This window comes from Pseudarcicella hirudinis (assembly GCF_900115665.1).
Lineage (GTDB): Bacteria > Bacteroidota > Bacteroidia > Cytophagales > Spirosomataceae > Pseudarcicella > Pseudarcicella hirudinis.
The window spans coordinates 526808-553121 of sequence record NZ_FOXH01000001.1; the positions used below are offsets into that span (position 1 = coordinate 526808).

The window sequence follows — 26314 nt, forward strand, 5'->3', positions numbered from 1 at the left end:
GCAGAATTCATAAAACTATTTGAATTCTGCTTTCAGATAAATCACCTTAAAAACTTTGTTTAAAACGTGCCTGTCATTAAAGGCATCTGAAAATCCTCCGCACCATCTTCATCCTCACCAGACTCTTCCTCCAGTGCAGGGACTGGTCTTATCGACAAGACAGGTACTTTAGCATGATTAACGATCTGCTGTGTGAAAGGCCCGATAAAAAAGTCTCGGATTGTGAAGTCCAGTGTGGCGGTAATTACCAGCAGATCAATCCTAAGGTCATCGGCATTGTGCAGAATTTCTTTGGCTACTGATTCTCCATAATAGAAGAAAACGCTGCTATCTACTTCATCTGCCTCAAGTTTCTCACTCAATGCCCCCATTTCTTCTTTTAAAGTGCTGTGCTGCTCTTCTTTCCCCTCTTCCAGTAAACCCAAAACAAAAAGCTGGCTTTTATTTTTACGGATAATTTTTCTGGCAAAATCATATTTTTCCAAAGCCCCATGAACTGGTCTGACCGGAAAAAGCACTCTGGAAAACTTATCAAATTTAGCATCATCCGGCACGGTTAAAACAGGGCAGAATGAATTTTTGATTACATCATAAGCATTTGAACCCAGAAAAAGCTCTCTGATTCCAGAAACGCCATGGGTACCTAAAACGATAAGATCTATTTCTCTTTCAAAAGCTACTTTTACGATTTCATTGGAGATAAAACCAACAGTAACTATGGAGTCTACAACAATTCCATGACTCTTCCGGACGGAATCACTTAAAACGTCCTGTTTATGCTGATAATCTTTTATTATTGAATCAAGGGTAAAATCTACTGAAAGTGACCCATCCGCAGTAATGTACATATATGAATTACTATCAATGACGTGCAAAAGGGTAATCCTGGCATTCTGGCGTTTTGCTATAGAAATGGCCGTATTTAAGGCATTCAATGAAATCGTACTAAAATCGATTGGTACAAGAATGGTGTTAATTGCTAAATTTTCCATAATACAAGTGTTTTAAATTTATGGTTAATTTTTGGTAACATGCAGAGGGGCAACAAAAAAGGAAGGAATACAGTTTTGTTTAAGGTTGAACAATTATTAAAAATATTGTCTCGACTGCCAGTGTATAATTATCAGATCAAAATTATGAGCGGTACCTTAAAACCGGCTTAATTTAAGATTAGAAATTGATTAGAAAATGGATTTATGAAAGAATTATTGTTAGTTTTAAAATATAATTTTCTAAAAATATTGTTCCAGACCTCCGGAAGAACATTCAGCATGGCTAATTTCATTCTTTGAAATTGATACTTCCCCAAAAATCCCCATAAAACAAAGCTGTAATATCATAAATAATTCAGCAAGTGAGCGATTATCCCGGAAACATACAATCCTTATTTTGGATGAAATAATAGGTATTTTGTTTAGTCAAAACCCTGTAAATTTTACAAATTTTGAACATCATTGTTTTTCTCACTAAATTGCTCTGCGAACAATTACATGTTCATTTTAACTAATAACAAATTATAAAATGAAAAAGCTTCTACTTTGTCTCTCTATTATTTCCGCTGTTAATTGTGTATCAAATGCTCAGATTATTAAAATAGCCCCTGTTACTTTCGCTTTTGGTATAATTAATGCCGGGTATGAAAAACAATTAACGGAAAAAAGTTCGATTTTCCCAAGCGCTTCAATCTATGCAAGATCAGGTGTTTCCGGAATCGGTCTAGGTCTTCAGTACCGCAGGTATTTATCAGCCAGTAAAAGTTTTCCAGCCGGATTTTTCTTTGCACCGGAAGTGCAGTACGGTTCGTTCAAACAAAAAGATTCCAACGACTATTCTTATTCTGCTTATTCATTAGGGGCTCAAATCGGGTACCAATGGGCTTTGGGAGACAATTTTACAATTGAAACCAGTATCGGACCTGCCTATTGGTTTACAAGTGCCTCCAAAAATATAAGTATAACCTATGATGGTCCTTTGCCTTCAATTGGATTTAATCTGGGCTACAATTTAGGAAGGTAATCTTTAACAGATAACTCTTATTGAAGAAGGTTAGCATTATTGCTGACCTTTTTTCAGCTACAAATGTATTTGTACAGAATTATTGTTAGTTTTGCCCTGTAATTCCAGTATAAATGCCATTATCCTTTCCATATTTCTTAACCAGTAAGACGATCTTTCAAAACCTGAAAGACAGAGATGCTTTTCTTTTAGTATAATTTCCTCAAGTTATCGTTTCCTTTTTCTTCCTGAATTACAGGCAGCTTAAAGGCATTTCCCAAGATTTTAAATGAAAGAAAACATGACAACTATCATCGAACCGTTCAGAATCAAATCGGTTGAACCCATTAAATTTACCAACGAAACAGAACGTAAAACCATTCTTAAAGACACAGGTTATAATCCATTTCTCATTCATGCTGATGATGTAATGATCGATTTACTAACCGATAGCGGCACCTCCGCCATGAGCAGTAAACAATGGGCTGGCATTATGGATGGCGACGAAAGCTATGCCGGATCAAGAAGTTTTTTCCGTTTTGAGGAAGCTGTAAAACGAATTACCGGAATGGACTTTGTGATTCCCACACACCAGGGAAGAGCAGCGGAAAAGATTCTTTTTTCCATTTTAGGCGGAAAGGGTAAATTTTTCCCGAATAATACCCATTTTGATACTACCAGAGCAAATATTGAATACAGCGGCGCTGAGGCAGTTGATTTACTTTGTGAGGTCGGGAAACATCCTGAAGAAAAAGCCGATTTCAAAGGCAATATGGACCTCGATAAACTCAGGGCATTTATTCTGGAAAAAGGCCCTGAAAATATTCCATTGGTATTCATTACCATTACGAACAATTCAGGAGGCGGGCAACCGGTTTCTATGGAAAATATCAAAGGTGTACGAAAAATATGTGATGAATTCGGTCTGAAGTTTTTCATTGACGCCTGTCGCTTTGCAGAAAATGCCTATTTCATCAAAATAAGAGAAAAAGGCTATGAATCGAAATCTGTTCTTGAAATTTGCCGGGAACTCTTCAGCTATGCCGATGGTATGACCATGAGTGCTAAAAAAGATGCTCTTGTAAATATCGGAGGTTTTCTTGCCCTGAATGACGACAAACTGGCCATGAATTGCCGGAATGTACTGATCGTAACGGAAGGATTCCCAACTTACGGAGGTTTGGCTGGTCGTGATCTGGAAGCTATTGCACAAGGTCTTGAAGAAATTACAGATGAAAATTACCTGCATTATCGGATCCGTAGTGTAGAATATCTGGGTGAAAAATTACTTGCCGCAGGAGTTCCCCTGATAGAACCTACCGGTGGCCATGCTGTTTATCTTGATGCGAAGCGTTTTTGCCCTCATATTCCTGCCGAAGAATTTCCGGGACAGGCTGTTTCTATTGCTTTGTATGAAAAAGGCGGCATCAGAGCTTGTGAGATAGGTAGTGTAATGTTCGGGAAATATGATGAAAAAGGGAAATTAATTCCTCCTCCTATGGAATTGGTAAGATTAGCTATTCCCAGAAGAGTTTATACCCAAAGCCATATCGATTATGTGGCTGAAATTATCATTGCTGTTTTTAACGAAAGACATCTTCTCAAAGGTTATAAACTTAGCTATGAAGCACCCATGTTAAGACATTTCACGGCAAGATTTGAGCTGGCTGATTAATATATTATAGAGTTATCGGAGATATGATTATGATCTCTGATAACTCTTTTTCTACCCTGAATTTTCAAATCCCCAAACAACAAGAACTTAATTCTCCTGTTTAATAAAATTCTGTCGTTCCGGCTTTCTTATTCTAGATTAAGTGATTTCACTAAAGTTTAGCTGCAAATTTGTAACACCAAAGAGGAAGGGAAATCACCCCGACTTAAAAGGTTTCAAATAAAATTTCATAACAATATAACTATAGGAAAAATGGAAGACAGGATTTTAGGCATACATCATATTACTGCTATTGCAGGAAATGCCAGAAAGAATTTTGATTTTTATACAAAAGTTTTGGGATTAAGAATGGTAAAGAAAACCGTGAATTTTGATGATCCCGGAACCTATCACTTTTATTATGGTAATGAAGAAGGAACACCGGGAACGATTTTAACTTTCTTTCCCTGGGAAGGCATCACTCCCGGCAGAAGAGGTACACATCAGGTAAGTGAAATCGGATATTCTGTACCTGAAAACAGCCTTGATTTCTGGTTGAAACGTTTTGAAGCAAACAATGTAATTTATAACAAAGCTGCTGAGAAATTCGGAGAACAATATTTAACTTTTCTGGATCCGGATGGTCTGAAATTTGAATTAACCGTTGCTCAGAAACCAGATTTAAGAAAACCCTGGGAAACACCGGAAATTTCAAGTCAGGTCGCTACCAAAGGTTTTCATAACCTGACCATCACTGCGAACAAAGCTCAGCCTACAGCAGATATTCTTACCGATATTCTCGGTTATAAATTTGTAGGACAAGAGGTAAATCGTTTAAGATTTGCTACAGATGCCGTAGATAATGCTTCAATTGTTGACCTGGTTGAGGCTCCGGGAGAAAAAGTGGGTCATGTAGCAGGCGGTTCCGTGCATCACGTAGCATTCAGAGTGAAAGATGAAGAAGTGCTGATGAATTACAGAGAAAAAATTGCAGGTTTAGGCTTGAATATTACGCCTAAAATCGATCGTAATTACTTCTATTCATTGTACTTCAGAGAACCAGGCGGGGTATTATTTGAATTGGCGACTGATAATCCGGGATTTGCTACAGATGAAACCCTTGAAGAATTAGGAAGCGGCCTGAAACTTCCGGCACAGTACGAATCAAGTCGCAAGGCTATTGAAAGCAAATTGCCAAAATTAGACTAAGATGTTAAACAAAGAAAATCAAATAATGCAGACAGGTCTGCCATTGAAAGAAGCTGATAAAGTCATCATAATGGTACATGGAAGAGGCGCAAGCGCCGATTCCATACTGTCTTTGAAAAGTCATTTAAAGGTAGAAAAAGCTGCTTTTTTTGCTCCCCAGGCTAAAAACCATACCTGGTATCCTTTCAGCTTTTTAGCACCTGTTCAGCAAAACCAGCCTTATCTGGATGAAGCGCTTGAAACGCTGTCGGCACTGGTTGAAGAAATTAAGGCAGAAGGTATTCCGGCTAATAAGATTTATCTGCTTGGTTTTTCCCAGGGAGCCTGTCTGACGCTGGAATTTGCAGCAAGAAATGCTTCAAAATATGGAGGGGTTATTGCTTTTACGGGTGGACTTATTGGTGAAAAGTTGAATTTAAACAACTATCAGGGAGATTTCAATCAAACACCCATTCTGATAACTACCGGTGACCCTGACCCGCATGTTCCGGTTTCAAGGGTTAACGAGAGCGCAGAAATACTAAAAAAGATGAATGCTGAAGTGTGGGTAGAAATTTTCAAAGGAAGACCACATACCATTGAATTCAAAGAATTAGAGCTGGCAAACCAGCTTTTAAATCTGTAAAACGGAGGGCCGGCAATATGGAAACATTTAAAGTAACCCGCTTGTATGAAGATGAAAACGGAGACAGTTTCTTTGAAGATCTTTTTTATCCTTTGAAAGATAATGGCCCGATCGGTTTCATTTCAGAGAATTTTGCAGTAAAAGACCTCTTTTTCCGCAAGGTCGTTCCTGAATATGACTACCCCTTTCATACCGCTCCGCAAAAGCAGTTTATTATTTTACTGGATGGTGAAATTGAAATAGAAACTTCCTTAAAAGAGAAAAGAAGATTCTCCGGAGCAGACGTATTACTTGTTGAAGACATTACAGGAAAAGGGCATGCTACCCGGAATTTAAAACCCGTCACAAGGCAATCTATCTTTGTGACGATCGCTTAGCATTTGGAAAATGGTCATTTTGCAGATATATTGAAACACATTCTTGTTAAAAATCAGAAATTCTTCAATATTTTCAGCAAAATGACCCCAATCGAATTAATTCAGCATAATATTTCCGGTTATATCCGTTTAGAAGCCGAAGAAATGGCATTTTTCACTTCTTTACTGGAAACGAGACAAATTAAAAAAAGACAATTATTACTCCATGAAGGCGAAATCTGCAAATACTCTGCCTTTATTACTGATGGCTGTTTGAGAGGCTATATTTTCGACAAAAACGGATTTGAAAGAGTCCTCAGTTTTGCTCCGGTAAACTGGTGGATAGCAGATATGTATAGTCTGATTTCTCAAAAACCCGGTGTTCTGAATATCGAGGCGCTGGAAGATACCGGGGTTCTGTTACTTTCCAAGACAGATCAGGAAAAGCTTTACACACAGATACCCAAGTTTGAGCGTTTCTTCCGGATAATTACAGAAAATTCTCTTGTAGCAAATCAACAAAGATTGCTCGATAACCTAAGCCTCAGCGCAGAAGAAAGGTATAACAACTTCTGCAAAAAATACCCTTCTCTTATCAATCAGTTACCCCTTAAACAAATCGCCTCATATATTGGCGTTACTCCGCAGTTTTTCAGCAAAATGCGAAACGAAATGCTGAGAAAGAAATCGTAGGCATGATTCTTTTCTTAATGTATATTAAGTGCTGAAAGAATGCGCAGAATTAAATTTGTGCTATCATAATCAGATAAGTTTTATGGCGCAGACAATATTACATAAAGCAGATTCCAGAGGGATAACCGACCTCGGATGGCTGAAAAGTTACCAGACTTTTTGTTTTGGCAATTACTATAATCCTGACAGAATTCATTTCGGGGCTTTAAGAGTATTAAATGATGACATTGTTGACGGTGGCAAAGGGTTTGGCGATCATCCTCATGATAATATGGAAATTATCTCAATTCCTCTGGAAGGAGAATTAAGACATGAGGACAGTATGGGAAATACGGCAGTTATCAGACCCGGAGAAATCCAGATGATGAGTGCCGGAACAGGGATTTATCATGCAGAATACAATGGAAATAAAGATAAACCGGCGAAATTCTTACAAATCTGGCTTTATCCGAATCAATTGAATGTAGAACCAAGGTACGACCAGATTGTACTGGAAAAAGGCAAAGCCCTTAACAATTTACAGCAAATCGTTTCACCAAATAAAGAAGATCAGGGAGTTTGGGTGTATCAGAATGCCTGGTTTTATCTGGCAAATTTCGAAAAAGGTTTTGCACAGAACTATTCTTTACACAATGAAAAAAATGGTGTTTATATTTTTGTAATAAAAGGTTCTGTAGAAACAGCAAACACTTTACTGGAAGAGAGGGATGGTTTAGGAATACTGGAAACCGATCAACTGAGCATCAGAGCTCAGAATGATGCGGAGTTTCTCTTGATGGAGGTATCAATGACAATTTAATTTTCAAATAAAAAATGATGGAACTACTGACAATAAAAGAAGCAAACAGCGTAGAATTAAATGAACAAATCAGAAAAAGATGGAGTCCCAGAGCATTTTCACCGGCTTCTATTCTTCCTGAAGATCTGCATACTATTTTCGAAGCGGCAAGCTGGGCACCCAGTGCGATGAATGAACAACCCTGGGAATACATTTATGCTCTGAAAGAAAATGAAGAAGGTTTTGGAAAATTACTAAGCTGTCTTGTTCCGGCCAATGCTGTCTGGGCAAAACATGCTGCGGCCTTGGTACTGACTATCGCCAAACATACTTATGCGCATAATGGCAAGGAGAATCCGACAGCCTTTCATGATTTGGGAATGGCCAATCAAAATCTTTTGATTCAGGCAATTTCCATGGATATTTACGGTCATCCGATGGGTGGTTTCGACAAAAAGAAAGCCGTTGAATTATTTGAGCTGAAAGATTCAGAAAGTCCGGTTTGTGTCATTGCATTAGGTTATCTTGGCGATCCGGATCAATTGGATGAAGGCTTAAAAACACGTGAATTTTCTCCGAGAAAGAGAAAAGAGCTACATGAATTTGTAAAACAGGCTTAAATCATGGAAAATACCAGCATTCTTGTAATCGGGACTCATCCTGAGATTCTACAGACGGTTTTGCGGTTAATTAATAACAATCCTCTCTGGAAAGCAACCGGTACCACTTCTCCGGAAGAAGCTAAGGATATATTTCTGAAAAACAGTTTTGATCTGGTGCTGATCGGGGCAGGAATTGATAAAGACACTGACGAGGCGCTTCGTACCTTTTTCAGACAAAACAATGATAAAATTGCAATTGCCCAGCACTACGGTGGCGGAAGTGGTTTGCTTTATACTGAAATCGCCCAGGCCATTCATCAAAAATGAGCCTGAGCGATTTTAAGTAAGAAACCTGTTAAATTACAATTCAATTCTTTTGCCTTCCTTAGCTGATTTACTGGCCGCTTCCAGAATTTTCACGACAATAAGGTTATTTTCTAAAGAAGAAAGATCGTTAGAAGGATTTACTTTACCATTTAACACATCTGCCAGATAAGGTATATTATCCTGATATACAGCTGGTTTTACTGTAATATTCTCATACGTGCTTTTCTCTCTTTTTTGCATGGTATTTCCGTTTAAAGCATGGTAATAGCCTCTCACGCCAAAAACTTCCATATCTTTAATACCAAAAGGCCAGTTCCATGAAGCCTCTATAATTCCTGTGGCATTTTCATATTCCAGCACAATGGTCGCATCATCATCTACATTCGGGTAAACGGAAGGTTTGATATGTTTAATCGTGGCAGTAACTGCTTTTGGCGTTTTTCCCTTCATTAACCAGGTCATCAGATTTGCCCCGTAACAACCAAAATCCCTGACGGCTCCTCCTCCGTTCTTTACAGGGTCTGTAAGCCATTTAAGGAAATCAGGACTGCATCCGATTTCTTTTGGCCCTTCATGCCCTGAATGCACTACCATTTTACGAATCGGACCAATTTCATTTCGGTCATTTACCAGTTCATTCAATTGCTGATTGGTATTATACCAGGTGGTTTCATAATTAGTAAGTACCTGCACATGGTGTTGTTTTGCCAGAAAAGCAATTCTTTCGGCATCTTTATAAGTAGTTGCAAGCGGTTTCTCAACCATTACAGCAATACCTTTGGGAGCACAAATCTCCACCACAGACAAGTGTTCCGAAATGGCATTATAAGCAAGTACGGCATCAGGTTTTGTTTTTTTCAGTAAAGAAGAAAGGGTTTTAAAGAATAGTGAATCAGGTAATTTATAGTTTTTCTTATAGCGGTTAACCAATTGTTCGTTTTCTTCAACAATCCCGACAATAATTACTTCTTTTCGGGCAAACTGGTTCATGATATTATGCACATGATCATGTGTCAGCCCGGCTACGCCCACTTTTAAAAGGTGTTGAGCAGATAGCGTAAAACCAGAAATCAGGAAAAATCCGGTCAGGATGGTATTTCTAAGCGTCTTTAAGTTTTGTTTATAAATCATTAGTCTTTAAGATTTTAAAATGGTTTTGGAATAAATCTGGGGAAGAATGGTAAAATCTTCACAAAAGTTAAGTCTATTTCCAAAAACCTCTGTCCTTACTCTGTCTGGAAATACAATACTTCTTCTCTGAGTAGCGGTTACACCAAAAGAATTATCTTATTGACCAGAAAATGGAATATGTATTAAGGGAAAAATAAAAACTGAAGAAGTCTACTCCTTGCTCTGACACACACAGAGCAAAAATAATCAAGTGTTCCGTGAGCCACGGAACACGGTGAGATGATTTCATATAACTAACTCCAAATGAAATCTGTTCTATAATATTTCTTAAAAATGCTCTGATTTCTGAGCGAGCTGGATAAGATTACCACAGGTATCATTCAGCACCACGATTGTAACAGGGCCAATACTCTGAGGTTCAGACTTAAAATCGACGCCCAATGCTTTCATTCTTTTATAATCCTGTTGAATATCATCGACTGCAAAAGAAGCGGCAGGTATTCCGGCTTCAAATAAGGCTTTCTGATAAACCTGAGAAGGAGGAAAAGCCATTGGTTCCAAAACCAGTTCCACTCCTTCCGGCAATTCCGGTGAGACAACAGTAAGCCAATGAAATTTCCCAAGCGGAACGTCTGTCTTTTTTATAAAACCTAATACCTCAGTGTAAAATTTTAAGGCTTTCATCTGGTCATCAACCATTACACTGGTCAAATTAATCTTCATAGTTTTCGAATTAAAAGGATCTTTCTACTAATAAATACAATTGTTTACATTTTTTCTAAAAAAACTTCTGTTTTTTTATCTTTTTTTCAAAAACTGATACGATTCATCACTTTCAACCACAAACCCGAAATGATAAAAAATAAAAAGCCGGTCGGTCCGACTGGCTTATGGATTAAAATTATGGAATTATTCAACAAAATTCTTCAAAGCAGTACCGATAAGATAAGTCCAGCCACCTGAGAAGCTCTCTCTTCTGAAATCCGGTTCGTTGGCGGGAAAAGTCTCTAAACCGGCATGAGTCAGCTTTAGTCTGGTTGTCTCTCCTTCCTGAAACAATTCGAAAGTAACTTCAGATTCCCCCGGATAATCTCTGTATTTCCAGGTATAAGAAATTTTCTCTTCAAAAACCACAGAAGTAATTCTGCATAAGTGCAGGTATTTCCTGCCTTCATTTTCTCCCCAAAACTGAAACTCAAAATCAATTTCCGGCTTAAACTCATCCAGATCAAAATACCATTTTTTCATTTGATCTTTGTCGGTAAGAGCTTTCCATACTTTACCAATCGGTGCATTAAAATGCCGTTCAATTACAAAAGGTTCATTCTTCATAATTATGCTGATTGTTTATAGATTTTCATTTTCTAAGAAATTTTCCAAAGCATCCAGTTTCTGTGTCCAGAAAATTCGATATTGTTCAATCCATTGCGAAACCTGAGCCAATGATTTAAGATTGGCTTCACAATACCTTTCCCTGCCTTGTTGCTTTACTACAATTAATCCACATTCTTCCAGAATTTTGATGTGTTTGGAAATAGCTGGCCTACTTACGTCAAAATTCTCTGCCACTGAATTCAGATTTAAGGATTGATTAGCGAGAATACGAATTATTTCCCTGCGGGTTGGGTCGGCTATTGCCTGAAATACATCTCTTCTCATAATCTTTTCTATATTTGTAACTAATTGGTTACAAATATAATGAAACCTTTCAGTTACACAATTATTTGCCCGAAAATATTCCTCCTCAAATAGCTGTAAACACAAAAGAGGTTATCTCCGGAAAAACAGAAATAACCTCTTTTGAAATATGTAAAACATTATTTAGTCAAAAAGCCCGCCTGCCAGGTATTTCATTCCTGAATCTACTGCAACGGTTACAACGGTTTGTCCCCGACCTAATTGTCTGGCAATTCTGATAGCCGCAGCAACATTTAAACCACTGGATGTTCCGGCAAAAATGCCTTCTTCAGTAGCTAATCTTTTTGCCATTATTCTGGCTTCTGCCTCCTCTACTGTTTGTATGTCATCAAAATCTGACCTGTTGAACAGCGGGGGAATAAAACCCACTCCTACGCCGTCAACCTTATGACTTCCTTTAATTCCCTGAGAGATTAAAGGAGCTGAAGCCGGTTCAAGACCAATTATTCTGGTTGTAGTATTGACTCGTTTTAATGCATCTGAGACACCAGTAATCATACCTGCGGTTCCGACAGCCGCACAGAAAACATTTACCGGCTTGTCTAACTGCCTGATAATTTCATTTCCCAGATTCTGGTATCCTTTTAGTGCATCTCTGTTTTCAAACTGATTAGGCCAATATGCTCCTGTTTCCTGCTGAATAGCCTTTACTCTATTTATCATATCAGGAATCAGATTTGGCGTTATTTTTCCGCCCTCGCTCAGAATTAATTCGAGGTCAGCTCCAAATAATCGCATAGAATGCAATTTTTCAGCAGCAAAGGCATCAGAAGAAACTACTTTAAAATGATAGTTTTTGACAGAACAAACAAAAGCCAGAGAAGTACCTGTACTGCCACCTGTACATTCAACGACAGATTTTCCTTTCTGCAAATCCCCTCTTTTTTCAGCTTCTTCAATAATTGCCAGCGCCATCCGGTCTTTGTAAGAACCGGTGGGATTAAAATATTCTAATTTCACGTAAACATCCGCAGAATCATCATCGACTACTTTCCTGAGTTTAACAAGCGGGGTATTCCCGACTGCATCCGTAATGTGATAGGTCATATTTTTGTGTGGGGGTTAAACGTGTCTCTGATAAAATTATAAAAAGCTTTTCATAAGACATTTATAATCAATACTGTTTCCGGGAAAATGTTTAGTTTCCGGTATCTTACACAGTTAGAGCGAAGGTTTATTTATGTCATTTCAAATATCTGATTCCGGGAAATAAATCCCGGGCATTTACAAAATATCAAAGTTGTTTCTATCTTTAGCTGTTTGATCTCTTCTATGACAATATTTTAATATAACCGGATATTCAAAAATGAAATTTTTGCCAATTTTCCTGACAATTGCTCTACTTTCCGCCTGTCGTAATACAGAAAAGCCTCAAAATACGCTTCTGGACTCAACCCATATTTATCCCACTATAAGTTATCTGAAAATAAAACTGGATAGCGAACGCCATTTACCTGCTAATCCGTACATAATGGAATTCAAAAATGGCAAAAAGCAGGTAGTATTTTGCGGGGTTAACCATTTGAAAGATGACAGTGACATTAAAAACCCGATGTTCGATACGATTGAGAAGAAATTCTTTGCATTTAGACCGGAGCTTTGTATTAATGAAGGCGGGGATATTTCTCAAAAAATCTATTCCTCCAAGAATGATGCCTTGTTAAAAGACGGAGAAATCGGGCTGGTCAAAATCCTGGCAGACAGCTTAAAGGTTAAAGCCATTAATGGCGACATAAGTGACAGTCTGGAATTCAGACAATTGTTAAAAAAATATACTAAAGGTGAGTTTCTGGCATACATTGTTACAGAGCGGTTGATGTGGGGGCTTCGGGGAGCAAATATTTTAAAACATGACGAAATCGAAAGCAAATTCAACGGTTTCATTAAGGACTATATCATGGAAAAAGGTAAAGTTTCTCTTAATCCGGAGGAAAGGAGCTTTGCTTTTTATAAATCCAATTACCAAAAACTACTGAATATTCCTTTCGATATTGAAGAGTTGGAGCCAACCGATCCCTTTAATCCCAAAGGCAAATTTCAGGAAATCGGGAGAACTTCCAAGGAAATCAGAGATCAGTTTTTACTGAAAACCATAGATAAACTGCTCGACAGTCATGACAAGATTTTCATCGTTTTTGGCGGATGGCATTTGTTAACCTGCGAACCGGGGCTTAAAGAAATTATCAACCGCAAAAGATAAATCAATTGGTTTTTCTGTAATTCCAGATTGCCCAGCCGTTTAGAACAAAAGCAAAAGCAAGAATATAACATAATTCTGTTTTTACCTCTTCAAATCCACTGCCTTTAAGCACAATCATTCTTACAACTTTGATAAAGTGTGTAACAGGTGTTAAATTAGAAATAATCCTTGCCCAGGTCGGCATACTGTCAATTGAAGTAAACAAACCGCTCATCAGCATGAAAATCATCATGAAGAAAAAGGCCACAAACATCGCCTGAACCTGGTTATCGCTATAGGTTGAAATCAGTAATCCAAAACCTAATAATGCAATCAGATAAACTGATGCAATGAGGTAAATTAACGCAATACTGCCTTCCGGAACAATTCTATAGACTACAAAACATACAACCAGACCGATCGAAAAAACAGTCATGCCTATAACCCAGAAAGGGATAAGTTTTCCTAAAATAAATTCCCATTTTTTGATAGGTGTAACATTGATCTGCTCAATTGTACCCACTTCCTTCTCTCTCACAATATTCAAAGCGGTCATAAATCCTCCGATCATGGTAAGAAGCAATACCAAAATTCCCGGAACAATGTAGTATTTGTACTCTGCCATCGGGTTAAACCAGTTCCGGAAAGAAATGTCAATTACACCCGAAGGTGTTTTGTTAATATTTCTGATATTTATGTCAATTCCTGCATTAAAATCACTGATTACCGTATTGAGATAGCTTCCTCCTATAGAAGCCTTTGAACCATTAATAGCATCCACTGAAACCGCCAGCTTTTGTGCGCCATCCCGAACCAGGTTTCTTTCAAAACCCGAAGGAATTTCAACGACAAGGTCAGCCTCCTCCTTTTCAATATGCATTAAAGCTTCCTTAAAAGAAAAATCTGAGCTGATAATCCGAAAATATCCTGAAGAAGCAATTTTAGAAATGAGTTTCTGAGAATAGGTACTATGGTCATGATCAACAAGTGAAATATTGACATTTTTTACATCGAAATTCATAGCGAGCGGCATGACGATCAGCTGGACTGTCGGCATAACAAACATCATGGCAAGAATAGTCTTATCACGAAAAATCTGTCTGAATTCTTTTTGCAGGATAAATCTTAATACTTTCATCAGAGCCTGATTTTAAAGTTTTTCAATGCAATTCCTAATAATGCGATCGTCATTCCGATCAGAATAAGGGTTTCTTTCCAGATATATTCAAAACCCAGCCCTTTCAGCATGACGGCTTTGATAATAAGAAAATACCAATGGGCAGGTACAATATTGGAGATCATCCTGAATATCCAGGGCATATTTTCAAGCGGAAACATAAAACCTGTAAATATCATTGTCGGTAACATCATGCCCATCAGGGAAAGCAATAAAGCCGTTTGCTGTGAAGAAGTGGCGTTGGAAATCAATAAGCCCAGCGAAAGACAGGTTATGATAAACAAGGTACTTTCCACAAATAGTAAAATAACACTTCCTTTTATTTCCACATCCAGCACAAAGACCGAAAGGAGCACAATCAGGGTGAAATTTGCAAAAGATAAAACCAGATACGGCACAGCCTTGGCAATTAATACCAAAACTGGTTTGAAAGGTGAAACCAATAATATTTCCATTGTTCCCAGTTCTTTTTCTTTCACTACAGATACAGAGGTAAGTGCGGTGCAGACAATCATCAGAATCAATGCCATTACTCCCGGAATAAAATTCAGAGAACCATTTCCCTCTTCATTATAAAGCATTCTTGTTTCCGGAATAATTCTGTAAGCCAGACCAGAAGAAGAGCTTTGCTGCTGATAATCTGTAATAATAGCCGTCAGATAGTTAATGATCGTTTTAGCCGTATTCGGATCAGATCCGTCAGCAATAATCTGAACCTGGGTTTTACCGCCGTGTTTTAAATCCTCCGAAAAGTGGGCCGGAAAGATAAGGGCACATTTTACTTCTCCTCTTCTGAATGCTTTTTCAATAGCTTTATAATTCAAAACCGATTCTTCTACAGTAAAATAGGATGAAGCCCTGATTTTATTAATGATTTGAAGGGTTTGTACATCTCCTGAATTATCTGAAATAACGATATGAGCGTTTTTCACTTCATTGGTAAGTGCAAAACCAAATAAAAGAATCTGCACCACCGGAAGCCCGAACATTATCAGCAAAGTTCGTCTGTCACGGAATACATGGAAGAACTCTTTCCTTATAAAAACGAATAATTGTTTCATGGCTTAAGTTTTAATCGGCTGAACGTTTAGCGCCTCTGGCCAATTGGTAAAAAACTTCGTCGATGGTATCAGCAGAAAATTGATGTTTTAAATTTGCCGGTGTATCCAAAGCCTCCACTCTGCCATCCACCATTACTGAAATGCGGTTGCAATATTCTGCTTCGTCCATGTAGTGTGTAGTAACAAAAACAGTAATTCCGGAAGCTGCGGCTTCATAAATCATGTCCCAGAATTGCCTGCGTGTTACCGGGTCAACCCCTCCGGTCGGTTCATCTAAAAAGACGATTTTAGGTCTGTGAAATATCGCTACAGAAAAAGCGAGCTTTTGTTTCCAGCCTAAAGGAAGCTCTCCTACCATTTTCCGGGATTCCTTTTGCAAACCAAGCGTTTCAAGTAAATCATTGCTTCTTTCTTTTATTTCCTTTCTCGAAACCCCATAAACTCCGCCGAAAAACTCAATATTCTCTAAAACGGTCAGGTTTTCATACAGGGAAAACTTCTGGCTCATATAGCCTATATTCTTTTTGATAGATTCCTGCTGACGATATACATCAAAGCCCGCTACAGAGGCCGTTCCGGAAGAAGGGTATGACAAACCACAAAGAATACGCATTGCAGTAGTCTTTCCGGCTCCATTTGCTCCCAGAAATCCGAATATCTCTCCTTTACTTACCTCAAACGAGATTTTATTTACTGCATAAAAATCGCCAAACTGCTTGGTCAGCTCTTTACAGATTATTGCCTTTTCTTCCATTTTTACATAGGAGCTCTAAATTTAATTACCCGGTCTGACCTCTTCCGGCCTTTCATTCATCAGTCTGATAAAACTGTCTTCTATTCCGGGAGTAATGGTTTTTATAAGTATCTCCGAATGACCTTTACTTACTGCTATATTTTTCAGGAAATCCGCTCCGCCATTCTGGTTATCTTTAAGCGTGACATGCAAAAATTCACCAAAAGCATAACAACTTTCAATTTCAGGATTTGCTCTCAGGTCATTGAGCAACTGATAGATATCAGCCGATTTCGCCGCATAAAGTGTAGTCGGAAAGGAATTAATGATATTTCCCGGTGTATCCACAGACATTATTTTTCCTTTCTGAATCAGGGCAATACGTTCACACAAATTAGCTTCATCCATATAAGGCGTAGAAACCAGGATAGTAATTCCCTGCTTTTTCAATCTTTTCAGCATTTCCCAAAACTCCTTTCTGGAAACAACATCTACTCCGGTGGTAGGTTCATCCAGCAGCAAAACTTCAGGTTTATGAATCAGGGCACAGCAAAGTGCCAGTTTCTGCTTCATTCCGCCTGATAATTTTCCTGCTCTTCTGTCGTTAAAGGGTTTTATCTGATCGTAAATGTCTTTAATCAATTCATAATTCTCTTCAATGGTTGTTCCAAAAACAGTAGCAAAAAACTCCAGGTTTTCTTTAATAGTTAAGTCCTGATACAAAGAGAATTTCCCGGGCATATACCCAACCCGGCTTCTGATGGATCTGTAATCTTTCACTACTTCAAATCCGGCTACCGTTGCCTGGCCTTTGTCGGCAAGCAAAACGGTAGTAAGTATGCGAAAAATTGAAGTTTTTCCGGCTCCGTCAGGCCCGATGAGCCCGAACAATTCGCCTTCCTTTACTTCAAAAGAAACATTATCTACGGCCAATACTTTTCCGTTATCATAGGTTTTGGTAATATTTTCCAAAGAAACTGCCGCCATTTTATGCCTGATTTAAGGGATAATGTACTCTATTTCTGTTCCTGAGCTTTATTTAAAATCACTTCTCCGTACATCCCGATTTTCAGATATCCATCATTCTTTACTCTGACTTTAAAAGCATATACCAAATTGGCTCTTTCGTTTTTCGTTTGAATAGTTTTAGGAGTAAATTCCGATTTAGCGGAAATCCAGGTAATAATGCCCTGATAAGATTTGTAGTCTTTTTCTCCCTGATCTATTCTGATGCTAACCTGTTGTCCCAATCTGATCTGAGAAAGTTTATCTCCCGTCAGGTAAGCTTTCAGAAAAAGTGTATCGATATTGGCTATTTTGTACAAAGGTTTGCCTATGGCAGTAATTTCTCCTTTTAAGGCATATTTGGTCAATACCACACCTGAAACCGGATTAACAATTTCTCCTCTGTTAATTTGCTCCTGATATTGTCTTGCACTCACTTTCAGAGGAGCCTGCTCACTCAAAATACCTCTGTTTTGCGTAGAGACATTTGTGGTATTCAGTTTCATTTGCTGACGGGTTGCCAGCATTTCTCTTTCCAGCTGTTCAATTCTGGCATTAATATCATCCAGTTGCTTTCTGGTAGCAGCGTCCGCTTTCACAAGATTCTGCATGCGGGTACGCTCCCTGAGTTGCTGGTCCATTTGCGCCTGCTGAACTGCTAATTGCTTATTTATCAACTCAATCTGTTCTTTAGGACTGCCGGTTTTTTGGGCAATGGCCTGAATGGAAGCCTCCACCTGTTCTTTTTGCAATTTAGGCAGGGTCACATCAATCTGCCCGACCAGGGTTCCTGCCTTTAAGGCGTCACCTTCATTGGCCGAAAATGATAATAGTTCTCCGTTTTGCTGAGATGAAACAATTACTTCATCTGCTTCAAAGTTGCCGGAAGCATCATAATCCTCTTTTTTTTCACAGGAAGCCAGAAAAAGAAGGGACGAAAGAGCTAGAATAATGCTGTATTTCATTGTAAAATAATTTTAAGGATTCCCCGTGGTATGACTAAGTTTGTATTGAGCCTGTAATAATTGGATACTATGCAAAATGAGTGTCTGACGAGCCAGATTTTCTGCATTAAGCTGATTAATAAAGTCGTGCGTGGTAATGACTCCATTTTCAAGCTGAGCTTCTGAGGCCTTTTTTACAGAAGCTCTCAATTCTATCACCTTCTGATCTTGTCTGATTAATGTCTGGTATTTGCTTATGTCACCCTGTTCCTGCCGGATCGTAAGATTGGTATTCAGCAGGAAAGTTTCCTGATCGATGTCTATGCTCTGCCGGCTGATTTCAAGATTTTGCCTGTTGTTTTTTAAAGTATATAAACTCCCCAGGTTCCAGTTCATTCTTGCACCGACAATATACCAGGGGCCGAATTGATTATTGATAATATTCAGCGTAGGTCTTCCGTACGCTCCCTGAAAAAAGGCATTTAATTTAGGTGTATATTCTGTCCGGAGTTTCTTTTCCTCTACTTTATAAAGTTCCTTTTGTAAACCATACAGCTTCAGTTCAGGTCGGTTAATATCAGTGTTTACAATTCCTGACGACGGCATCATCAGCTTTGTACTGTCCGTAGTGGTTTTCCCGATCAGTGCACCCAGCATTTGCAGATAAGCAGATCTGTTTGATCTGAATTCCGTTTCTGACATATCTGCATTAATAACTTCGGCTTTTAATTCATCCAGATTACTTCTAAAAGCTGTGCCGTACCGGAGTGCTCCTGCAATTTTATCAATGGAGTTTTGCAGATTAGATTTCCGGATATCATTTTGCTTAAGCTGCTCATCCATAAGCAGAACAGAAAAATAAATCTGATTAATGCGCTCATTCACTGCATATAAAGCGACTTCAATATTCTGCTGTTGTATCGCTTCACTGGCTTTTACTGAGGCGATCTGATTATTCACATTCCCGCCGTCATAAATTGCCTGGGTAATTTCAGCCTGTATTTTATATTGATCTTTGCTGATATTCGGCAAGCTGATTCCGGGCGCTCCCTGAAAAATATCAGGAAAACTAATGGTCTGAGACTGATAGGAAGCCTGTGCCGTTACATTTAACTGTGGCAGATACAGTTTGGAAGCATTTTCAAGAGAATAAGCGCTGCTTTTACTAATCAGGTTCAGTTTTCTGATAAGAGGATAATTCTCCCTGGCAAAAGCATAACATTCCTGAAGCGTAAACTGACCAGACTGGGCATTTGCTGCCATTCCTGCTAAAGCAAGACAGATACAGCATGAAACATTCCGGAATAATTTAATCATCTTATTGGTTCATTTAATTTAATCATTTGATTAATTCCAGTATAAAAAAAATCACTCAGCACTTAAAATTGTCTTAATCCAGATTGGAATGAGTCTTTTTCTTTCCTCCATGAGTACTTTAAACTGTTCCGGATCGGTCATTGAAGTCGTAACCAAAACAGGTTGTGCCACAAAAGGAAAAACCAGCATTCCCAGAATATTAATGATGAAATGCAATGGATTAATATCCGGCCTTTTTTCTTTCAGCTGTTGCACCAGAGACGAATGCTGAACAAGCTTTCCTACATTTAACCTGGTGAAAATCTGGTCTTTATTATTTCTGATTTCGCTCAATACAAAAATCGGCAAATCAGGGTTTTCAGAAAGCATATCAATATAATTTGAAGCAATCCTCTCCACTTTTGTTTCCAGGTCAGATGAAGCATCCATGAAAATCGGAGCAATCACACTAAAAAACTGCTGAATCTTTTCAATCATTACCTGCTGGAACAATTTCTCCTTGCTTCGGAAATAGTAATTTAATAAAGCGAGATTGATCCCTGCCTCCTCAGCAATATCACGTGTTCTGGTACCGGAATAACCTTTCTGCGTAAAGACCTTTCTTGCTGCCTCCATAATCTTCTGTTCCGTGGAAAGATCTGCTTCAATTTTCTTCTCTGTCTTCATGTAAAATCTCTTTTTCAGCTCAAAAGTAAAAATGATTATTGAATTAAACAATAATTTTAATCATTTGATTAAAACAAAAACATAAAAAAAATAAAATCTCAATAATACCTGATTTTAAACCTGTTTCAGTCATTTCATTAAATTAATGCTGTATTTAAAAATAACGTTTTGCCTGTTCAATGGCCGTTCCAAAGTGGAAATTTATTCCGGAACTCAAGAATGAACGTTGTCCCGGAGGAGTTTCATCAGGTAAAATTTCAGCCTGAACCCCCAGTTTTTGCAAAAAGTGTATCAGGTCTTCCGATTCAATGCATCCGGATTCACATTTGACCCGAAGTATTCTGTCACAGTCTTCCAGATCAAAATTCACCACATATCCCTGAAAAGTTTCATAGATAAGATGAATCAGCATTTTTGCCTGATTCTTGTTTTTAACATTTGTTTTAAAAACTTCTACCATCTTTCATTTTGGTTTAATTTTCGATTATTCAGGAAAGACTTATCGGGTTTTTCATAACCCGCACCAATTTCCTGTACGGGTTATTCGGATTATCCTGTTAATTGCTGACAGCCTCTTTTTGTTTCCTGTGATAAAAAATATAAGAAACTGCGATTATGATAAAACCGACCGAAATCGGCAGCCATCCGCTTACAGGATCGCCTACAGAGAACCCTGAGTACATAGCTCCGGCCAAATCAAAAACAAATCCGGCGTAAGCCCATTCTTTTAATCTTGCGAAGCCTGGGACAACAATTGCCAGGGAACCCAGTGTTTTAGCAACGCCCAGAAAAGGAATTAAATAAACAGGATAGCCAAGATGTTTAAATACTGTAACAGATTCAGGGGTTACCATGATGTTGGAAATACCGGAGAAAAGCATTAAAAGCGCCAGAAAGCCGGTAAAAATCCAGTAAATGATTTTTGTTTTTTTCATTGGTTAAAAGATTAAAAGTTTATGTAATTAAAGCTAATTATCTTAACCACAGGCCCATCAGGAAAAACTGTTAAACCTTTCCGGGATCATGCTTTTGCATTTTTGCATTTTCCGTTATTGATTTTCATCTAAAAAAGGTTAAAATTGAGCATATTTTATGCTACAAACTTACAATCTATCATGATGTCTGCTGTGGTGTAAAAACGACAATATAAGGGGTCGAACACGACACATATCTTACTTCATATGCAACTTATGAAACATATATCAATTCTTGTACCGGAAGGAGCCGTTTTAGCCAGTATCATAGATCCTCGTTACCTGTTTACTGCTGCTAACGATTTTCTGGAGGCTTCAGGCAGACCGGCTTTATTTCATGTACAGCTTGTCGGGCTTTCCAGAGAAGTACAGTTGCAAAACGGTCTTTTCACGGTTCATCCTGAGTTATTATTACACGAAGTAGAAAAAACTGATCTTATTTTCATCCCTGCCTTAAGCGGTGATATGAGAAAAGCCTTAGAAATAAACAAAGACTTTATTCCCTGGATATCAAAACACTACAAAAATGGTGCAGAAGTTGCAAGTCTTTGTGTCGGGGCTTTTTTACTGGCTTCAACCGGTCTGCTATCCGGCAAAAGCTGCTCTACTCACTGGATTCATGCCAATTTGTTCAGAAATATGTTTCCGGATATAAATCTTGTAGACGATAAGATAATTACGGAAGATCATGGTATTTATTCAAGCGGTGGAGCTACTTCATACTGGAATCTTCTTTTATACCTGATTGAAAAGTTTACAGACCGTGAAATGGCTATTTTTTCTTCTAAATTCTTCGCCATAGAAATCGACCGGAACAGCCAGTCTTCTTTCATTATGTTTAAAGGCCAGAAAGAGCATGAGGACGAAACGGTTAAAAAGGCCCAGGAATTTATTGAAAAGAATTTCCAGGACAAAATAACAGTTGACCAATTATCCTCAATGGTGGCAGTGGGCAGAAGAAGCCTGGAGCGTCGGTTTAAAAAAGCTACCAGAAATACTGTCACAGAATATATTCAAAGGGTAAAAGTAGAGGCTGCCAAGAAAAATTTTGAAACAAGTCGTAAAAATATCAATGAAGTAATGTACGATGTCGGTTATTCAGACAATAAAGCATTCAGAGATGTTTTTAAAAGAATGACAGGTATGTCTCCCCTTGATTACCGTAATAAATACAACAAAGAAGCAATGGTTTTCTAGATACTTTTTTTACCCGGGCATGTAATTTTCAGGTCCGGGTTTTTATTTTATGCCAATACGGATTGAGATAATTTAAGAAATCAGACTGTTCTATCAACTCTTCTTCTAATTTTTGCCTGAGTGTCTAAATCTTTATCTCCACAAAGGCTCGTTTTGCCAATTGTTTAAAAAACCAAGTTTGTAAATTGGTATGGTAGGATTAGTATTGAAAAGGTCAAGTATTTTGATTTTTATATGATGATTTGGCGCTATATGATTACATAAATAAACCATACTTGAAATAATTAAAAAAGGTTTTTTTGCCTGCACTTCCATAAGTGGATTTACAAACCATTGTCCTGGTGAATTATTCAAATGCTCTATTGGTTTTTTAACCATGTTTCTGCTCCACATTCGAGAGTGATGTGCAATGATATTTCTAACGTAAGTGATAGCTTCTAACCAACTTGAAAGCTCACTATGAAGGTTCAGACCCATCTCTTTTGCAATGCTTGCCTTTTCAGGTAACTGGTGCTTTAAGTTTTTATACAATTTTGAAAGCGTTCCCATTGACGCCACTTCTAATGTTTTCCAGGCATCTGCATCCTGATTAGGGTAACGTCTGCAATGGTCCTTTATAAAAATCTCCTGACTTCGGCTAAATTCTTTTTTTAATTCGCCTAATGTATTTTGATGAATAGTTTTAACCGTGCCATCTGGTAAAATAATAGTAGTATTTTCGAAAAGTGAGGAGTCTAAATACCATAACCCACCATAGCTCATGGATAAATGATAAATCATTTTGGTACGTAAGGCGATTTCAATACGTTCAATTGCATCAAATAAAATCAAACGAAAATGGCGGTCGAAATTATATCGGTCCACTATATCCTCAAAATAAGTGTTGGGTTTTAAAGTATGCAGAGTGTAATCATCTTGCATATCCCACCAATACCCTTTGAGGCGATAGTAACTTATATTTTCTAAAAGGTGTGGAGCTGTAACCATGTTCCGGAAATGCATTCCCCGTTGTTTTAGCAGAGAGATTTGGTCGGCTATAGAATACGCAGGTTTAGTTGCCATAATAAAAAAATGACCCGCTTGCAGATCTTACGGTATGCAAAGCGGGTACTGTTGATACAAAGTTAGTACTTTTTTTAATTCCATAAGCATTTTCAAAACTAAGATTTCAGGTAATATAAATTGTCACGTTATTTAACCACCTGACCAACAAACAACAACGCTTTGGTGTATGGAATAACAACATGAAATTCCCTCATTCCGTATTCCCGATTAAAAGGTTCACGTATCTTTGTTTCAAAACTTTTCAATTGATCTTTAACAGTTTCCCATAACAAATCTATGTTATCAACTTCCAGATACATTTCCATCTCACCTATATGCTCTCCTGCTCTTAAAATATGAACGGTTCTGTCCTCTTTGTACAAAATCTTATAATTGCTATCATCCAAGGCTAGATTAAAAGCAAAAATATTCTGAAAAAAACGAACAGTTTCCGGAATATTATAAGATGGAATCATCGGACTAAGATACAGGGCCTTATACATAATGAGCATATTTTAAAATTGAAAGTTGAGACGATGAAGACAGTTCGGAAGTTACATACAAATTCATTCAGGAAAGTGAAAATCAAAAACCGAATGAACATTCAGTTTTAAAGCATTTGGCAAATTTTCCATGAAGAATCAGTCAGACTTAACACATCAGAAAAATTATAGACCGATCTGAAAACTATTCAAAATGCTGATTTATTCTAAAAGTTTCTTTTCAAATACCTTTGTATTTCAGGGGTTTATTTTAAAGCAAAAGCCTGTAAATGAACTTTTTTCAGCATAATAATTTCATAAAACTTCCGGCGTGTTTAAGACAGAATCAGTGTTTTTTTAGCTAAAAACAGCAGTCATTACTTCAGAAATGTCAGATTAACAATTTTATCAGAATTATAATCAGGTAATTTTGGACAGTTTGTCTATCAGGTATCGAATATAATTTAATTTTTCCGATCTTCAAATTTTCGGATAACTAACTGAAAAACAATACATTCACCAACCCAATCTTTTACACTAATCCATAAAAAAACCACTGGTTAACAGTGGCCTTTAAAATCGCTAAACCCATGATTCAGGCTAATTTTAACTTATGCAGCTGAATATTAGAAAGGATCAGTATTCCCAGAAAAATAACCGGAGTGACAACTGCTGAAGCAGGGTCGTTACTTGCTGCATGTGCAATTGCAGCTGAAATAAAAGTAATTCCAAAACCGGCATATGCCCATTCTTTTACCCTTGAGGGTATCTGAGGTATCAGCAAAACAAATGCTCCGATAATTTTGAACGCAGCCAGTTCAATTCTGAAATAATCGGAAAAACCCAAATGTTTAAATGCCTGAGCAATCTGAGGATTTGCCAGGTAACTGTACGAACTAAACAACATCATCAGGCCGATAAGACCTGTTGAAATCCAGTAAATAATCGTATTTTTCTTCATTATTATTTCTTTTTACGGCCTGAAAACTACGTTTAAGCCAGGTATATGAATCGGTAAGTTTATTTGACAACAAACTTAACTACATTTACTTTCTAAAAGATAGTGCTTTCCTAAAAGAAACTAATTTCCTTCAGGAAAGTACCTTTAAATAGTTTTCAAAGCATCTTCAATAATCTGAAATAAATTTTCAATATTTTTACAGCATGTCTTCCATCATGGAAATAAACATTTCTTATTGATTCAGGATAATTTTTCAGGGAATTTTACGGGGAATAAAAATTTGTATCATTTTAATCCAGTAATTTAGCCGGATACATCCCTAAATTGTCATCTTCATTTGATATTTCTGACACACTCTTCCAAAAATCATTTAATTGCCTTAGTTTGAATCATTATCCTTTCCCGGAATTTAAATAATATTTAACCTAAAAATTATATCAGACAAAATGAAAATCTTAAAAAAAATCCTGATCTTATTGGCAGTTTTTATAGTACTGTTATTGGTGCTTGGTCTTTTCACCAGAAAAAGCTATTCTGTCGAAAGAGAAATTACCATAAATAAACCCAAGCAGGAAGTTTTTGACTTTGTGAAGTTTATCAAAAACCAGAATACTTTCAATAAATGGGTGTTGCTGGATCCGAAAATGAGAAAGGATTATCGAGGGACTGACGGTACTGTCGGGTTTGTTTATGCCTGGGATAGCGATAACAAAGATGTAGGAAAAGGTGAACAGCAGATTACCAAAATCGTAGAGGGAGAAAGAATTGATTTTGAAATCAGATTTGAAAAACCTTTTGCCTCCACAGCTCCCGCCTATATGATTACAGAAAGTATATCTCAGAATCAGACTAAAGTAAAATGGGGATTCAGCGGTACCATGGCTTACCCTATGAATATTATGCTTTTATTTGTAAATATTGAAGACATGCTTGGTAAAGATTTAGATACAGGCTTACAAAATCTGAAAGGAATTCTTGATAAATAATAACAATTAAAAACTAAACAACATGGCAGCAGTAAACCCTTATTTAACTTTTGACGGAAATTGCGAAGAGGCATTTAATTTTTACAAATCTGTATTTGGCGGTGAATTTCCTTACATCGGAAGATTCAGTGATGCCCCTTCAGACTCTGGAATGCCTTCGGATGAAGCCAACAAAATCATGCACGTTTCTTTACCGATTGGTCACGGAAGTATCATTATGGGCAGCGACAGACTTAACGAACATGGAAAAGCAACCATTGGTGATAATTTCTCCATTTCTATCAACGCTGAAAGCGAGGCTGAAGCTGATAAGTTATTTAACGGACTTTCTGCGGGTGGAAATGTATCAATGCCACTACAGAAAACTTTCTGGGGAGCTTATTTCGGTATGTTTACTGATAAATTCGGGATTCAGTGGATGGTAAATTATGACTACAATCAGCAACAGTAATCCATTTTAGCAGCAATAAATAAAGCCACTGATTTACAGTGGCTTTACTATTAAATAGTCTTTGGCAAA

Annotated in this window: 31 protein-coding genes; 13 read left to right on the forward strand and 18 right to left on the reverse strand. The window is 37.6% G+C overall.

Going from position 1 to position 26314, the window contains the following annotated elements:
• Positions 1–59 precede the first annotated feature (59 nt).
• A complete protein-coding gene (locus tag BM179_RS01915; protein ID WP_092011251.1) occupies positions 60–992 on the reverse strand; it encodes a universal stress protein in 933 nt (310 codons plus the stop codon).
• 529 nt (positions 993–1521) lie between these two features.
• Between BM179_RS01915 and BM179_RS01920 the strand changes: the two genes are divergently transcribed.
• From BM179_RS01920 to BM179_RS01960, 9 genes are all read left to right on the forward strand, one after another.
• Complete coding sequence (locus BM179_RS01920; RefSeq protein ID WP_092011253.1) at positions 1522–2016, forward strand: DUF3575 domain-containing protein; 495 nt, start codon at positions 1522–1524, stop codon at positions 2014–2016.
• Between the two features lie 280 nt (positions 2017–2296).
• Positions 2297–3670, forward strand: coding sequence for a tryptophanase (locus BM179_RS01925; RefSeq protein ID WP_092012008.1), 1374 nt, complete (start codon positions 2297–2299; stop codon positions 3668–3670).
• 252 nt (positions 3671–3922) lie between these two features.
• Positions 3923–4858 carry a ring-cleaving dioxygenase gene (locus tag BM179_RS01930; RefSeq protein ID WP_092011255.1) on the forward strand — a complete coding sequence of 312 codons (936 nt, stop codon included), beginning with the start codon at positions 3923–3925 and terminating at the stop codon, positions 4856–4858.
• Between the two features lies 1 nt (position 4859).
• Positions 4860–5483 carry an alpha/beta hydrolase gene (locus BM179_RS01935; protein ID WP_092011258.1) on the forward strand — a complete coding sequence of 208 codons (624 nt, stop codon included), beginning with the start codon at positions 4860–4862 and terminating at the stop codon, positions 5481–5483.
• 17 nt (positions 5484–5500) lie between these two features.
• A complete protein-coding gene (locus BM179_RS01940) occupies positions 5501–5860 on the forward strand; it encodes a cupin domain-containing protein (RefSeq protein WP_092011261.1) in 360 nt (119 codons plus the stop codon).
• Between the two features lie 81 nt (positions 5861–5941).
• Positions 5942–6532, forward strand: a complete 591-nt coding sequence (locus BM179_RS01945; protein WP_218159133.1) for a Crp/Fnr family transcriptional regulator — start codon at positions 5942–5944, stop codon at positions 6530–6532.
• Between the two features lie 82 nt (positions 6533–6614).
• Positions 6615–7331: a pirin family protein gene (locus tag BM179_RS01950; protein WP_092011264.1), complete on the forward strand. Its 717-nt coding sequence runs from the start codon at positions 6615–6617 to the stop codon at positions 7329–7331.
• Positions 7332–7345: 14 nt separating this feature from the next.
• Positions 7346–7930 (forward strand): nitroreductase family protein, encoded by a 585-nt coding sequence (locus BM179_RS01955; RefSeq protein ID WP_229632882.1) that lies wholly within the window; start codon positions 7346–7348, stop codon positions 7928–7930.
• A 3-nt stretch (positions 7931–7933) separates the two neighbouring features.
• Complete coding sequence (locus tag BM179_RS01960; protein ID WP_218159134.1) at positions 7934–8239, forward strand: response regulator receiver protein; 306 nt, start codon at positions 7934–7936, stop codon at positions 8237–8239.
• Positions 8240–8272: 33 nt separating this feature from the next.
• On the opposite strand, the gene BM179_RS01965 is transcribed toward BM179_RS01960, so the two are convergent.
• The 5 genes from BM179_RS01965 to BM179_RS01985 all read right to left on the reverse strand — a co-directional run bounded on the left by BM179_RS01965 (position 8273) and on the right by BM179_RS01985 (position 12115).
• A complete protein-coding gene (locus tag BM179_RS01965) occupies positions 8273–9370 on the reverse strand; it encodes a Gfo/Idh/MocA family protein (RefSeq protein WP_092011270.1) in 1098 nt (365 codons plus the stop codon).
• A gap of 327 nt (positions 9371–9697) precedes the next feature.
• The gene (locus BM179_RS01970) at positions 9698–10093 is read right to left on the reverse strand and encodes a VOC family protein (RefSeq protein ID WP_092011273.1); all 396 of its coding nucleotides are present in this window, start codon (positions 10091–10093) and stop codon (positions 9698–9700) included.
• 186 nt (positions 10094–10279) lie between these two features.
• Complete coding sequence (locus tag BM179_RS01975) at positions 10280–10702, reverse strand: SRPBCC family protein (protein WP_092011277.1); 423 nt, start codon at positions 10700–10702, stop codon at positions 10280–10282.
• Positions 10703–10717: 15 nt separating this feature from the next.
• Entirely contained in the window at positions 10718–11029 is a 312-nt protein-coding gene (locus BM179_RS01980; protein ID WP_092011280.1) for an ArsR/SmtB family transcription factor, read from the reverse strand.
• A gap of 162 nt (positions 11030–11191) precedes the next feature.
• Complete coding sequence (locus BM179_RS01985) at positions 11192–12115, reverse strand: PLP-dependent cysteine synthase family protein (protein WP_092011283.1); 924 nt, start codon at positions 12113–12115, stop codon at positions 11192–11194.
• Positions 12116–12374: 259 nt separating this feature from the next.
• Here BM179_RS01985 and BM179_RS01990 point away from each other — a divergent pair, with 259 nt between their 5' ends.
• Positions 12375–13268, forward strand: a complete 894-nt coding sequence (locus tag BM179_RS01990) for a hypothetical protein (protein WP_092011286.1) — start codon at positions 12375–12377, stop codon at positions 13266–13268.
• Between the two features lies 1 nt (position 13269).
• On the opposite strand, the gene BM179_RS01995 is transcribed toward BM179_RS01990, so the two are convergent.
• The 9 genes from BM179_RS01995 to BM179_RS02035 all read right to left on the reverse strand — a co-directional run bounded on the left by BM179_RS01995 (position 13270) and on the right by BM179_RS02035 (position 21085).
• Positions 13270–14385 (reverse strand): ABC transporter permease, encoded by a 1116-nt coding sequence (locus BM179_RS01995; protein ID WP_092011290.1) that lies wholly within the window; start codon positions 14383–14385, stop codon positions 13270–13272.
• Complete coding sequence (locus BM179_RS02000; protein WP_092011293.1) at positions 14385–15485, reverse strand: ABC transporter permease; 1101 nt, start codon at positions 15483–15485, stop codon at positions 14385–14387. Before BM179_RS02000 ends, BM179_RS01995 begins: the two co-directional genes overlap by 1 nt.
• A gap of 10 nt (positions 15486–15495) precedes the next feature.
• Positions 15496–16239: an ABC transporter ATP-binding protein gene (locus BM179_RS02005; protein WP_092011297.1), complete on the reverse strand. Its 744-nt coding sequence runs from the start codon at positions 16237–16239 to the stop codon at positions 15496–15498.
• Positions 16240–16260: 21 nt separating this feature from the next.
• Positions 16261–17205, reverse strand: coding sequence for an ABC transporter ATP-binding protein (locus BM179_RS02010; RefSeq protein ID WP_092011302.1), 945 nt, complete (start codon positions 17203–17205; stop codon positions 16261–16263).
• A 29-nt stretch (positions 17206–17234) separates the two neighbouring features.
• Positions 17235–18188 carry an HlyD family secretion protein gene (locus BM179_RS02015; protein WP_092011305.1) on the reverse strand — a complete coding sequence of 318 codons (954 nt, stop codon included), beginning with the start codon at positions 18186–18188 and terminating at the stop codon, positions 17235–17237.
• A gap of 12 nt (positions 18189–18200) precedes the next feature.
• Positions 18201–19484: a TolC family protein gene (locus tag BM179_RS02020; RefSeq protein WP_218159135.1), complete on the reverse strand. Its 1284-nt coding sequence runs from the start codon at positions 19482–19484 to the stop codon at positions 18201–18203.
• 51 nt (positions 19485–19535) lie between these two features.
• A complete protein-coding gene (locus tag BM179_RS02025; RefSeq protein WP_092012021.1) occupies positions 19536–20150 on the reverse strand; it encodes a TetR/AcrR family transcriptional regulator in 615 nt (204 codons plus the stop codon).
• Positions 20151–20304: 154 nt separating this feature from the next.
• Complete coding sequence (locus tag BM179_RS02030; protein WP_092011308.1) at positions 20305–20610, reverse strand: hypothetical protein; 306 nt, start codon at positions 20608–20610, stop codon at positions 20305–20307.
• A gap of 97 nt (positions 20611–20707) precedes the next feature.
• Positions 20708–21085, reverse strand: coding sequence for a DoxX family protein (locus tag BM179_RS02035; protein ID WP_092011311.1), 378 nt, complete (start codon positions 21083–21085; stop codon positions 20708–20710).
• Between the two features lie 255 nt (positions 21086–21340).
• Between BM179_RS02035 and BM179_RS02040 the strand changes: the two genes are divergently transcribed.
• Positions 21341–22321, forward strand: a complete 981-nt coding sequence (locus BM179_RS02040; RefSeq protein WP_092011315.1) for a GlxA family transcriptional regulator — start codon at positions 21341–21343, stop codon at positions 22319–22321.
• A 132-nt stretch (positions 22322–22453) separates the two neighbouring features.
• Here the strand turns inward: BM179_RS02040 and BM179_RS02045 are convergent, their stop codons facing one another.
• From BM179_RS02045 to BM179_RS02055, 3 genes are all read right to left on the reverse strand, one after another.
• Complete coding sequence (locus tag BM179_RS02045; RefSeq protein ID WP_092011319.1) at positions 22454–23383, reverse strand: Abi family protein; 930 nt, start codon at positions 23381–23383, stop codon at positions 22454–22456.
• A 128-nt stretch (positions 23384–23511) separates the two neighbouring features.
• Positions 23512–23868, reverse strand: a complete 357-nt coding sequence (locus BM179_RS02050; RefSeq protein WP_092011323.1) for a VOC family protein — start codon at positions 23866–23868, stop codon at positions 23512–23514.
• Positions 23869–24442: 574 nt separating this feature from the next.
• Positions 24443–24808: a DoxX family protein gene (locus tag BM179_RS02055; RefSeq protein ID WP_092011327.1), complete on the reverse strand. Its 366-nt coding sequence runs from the start codon at positions 24806–24808 to the stop codon at positions 24443–24445.
• Positions 24809–25254: 446 nt separating this feature from the next.
• Here BM179_RS02055 and BM179_RS02060 point away from each other — a divergent pair, with 446 nt between their 5' ends.
• Together BM179_RS02060 and BM179_RS02065 are read left to right on the forward strand one after the other, a co-directional pair.
• A complete protein-coding gene (locus BM179_RS02060) occupies positions 25255–25794 on the forward strand; it encodes an SRPBCC family protein (protein WP_092011331.1) in 540 nt (179 codons plus the stop codon).
• Between the two features lie 22 nt (positions 25795–25816).
• Positions 25817–26245: a VOC family protein gene (locus tag BM179_RS02065; protein ID WP_092011334.1), complete on the forward strand. Its 429-nt coding sequence runs from the start codon at positions 25817–25819 to the stop codon at positions 26243–26245.
• Positions 26246–26314: the final 69 nt, after the last annotated feature.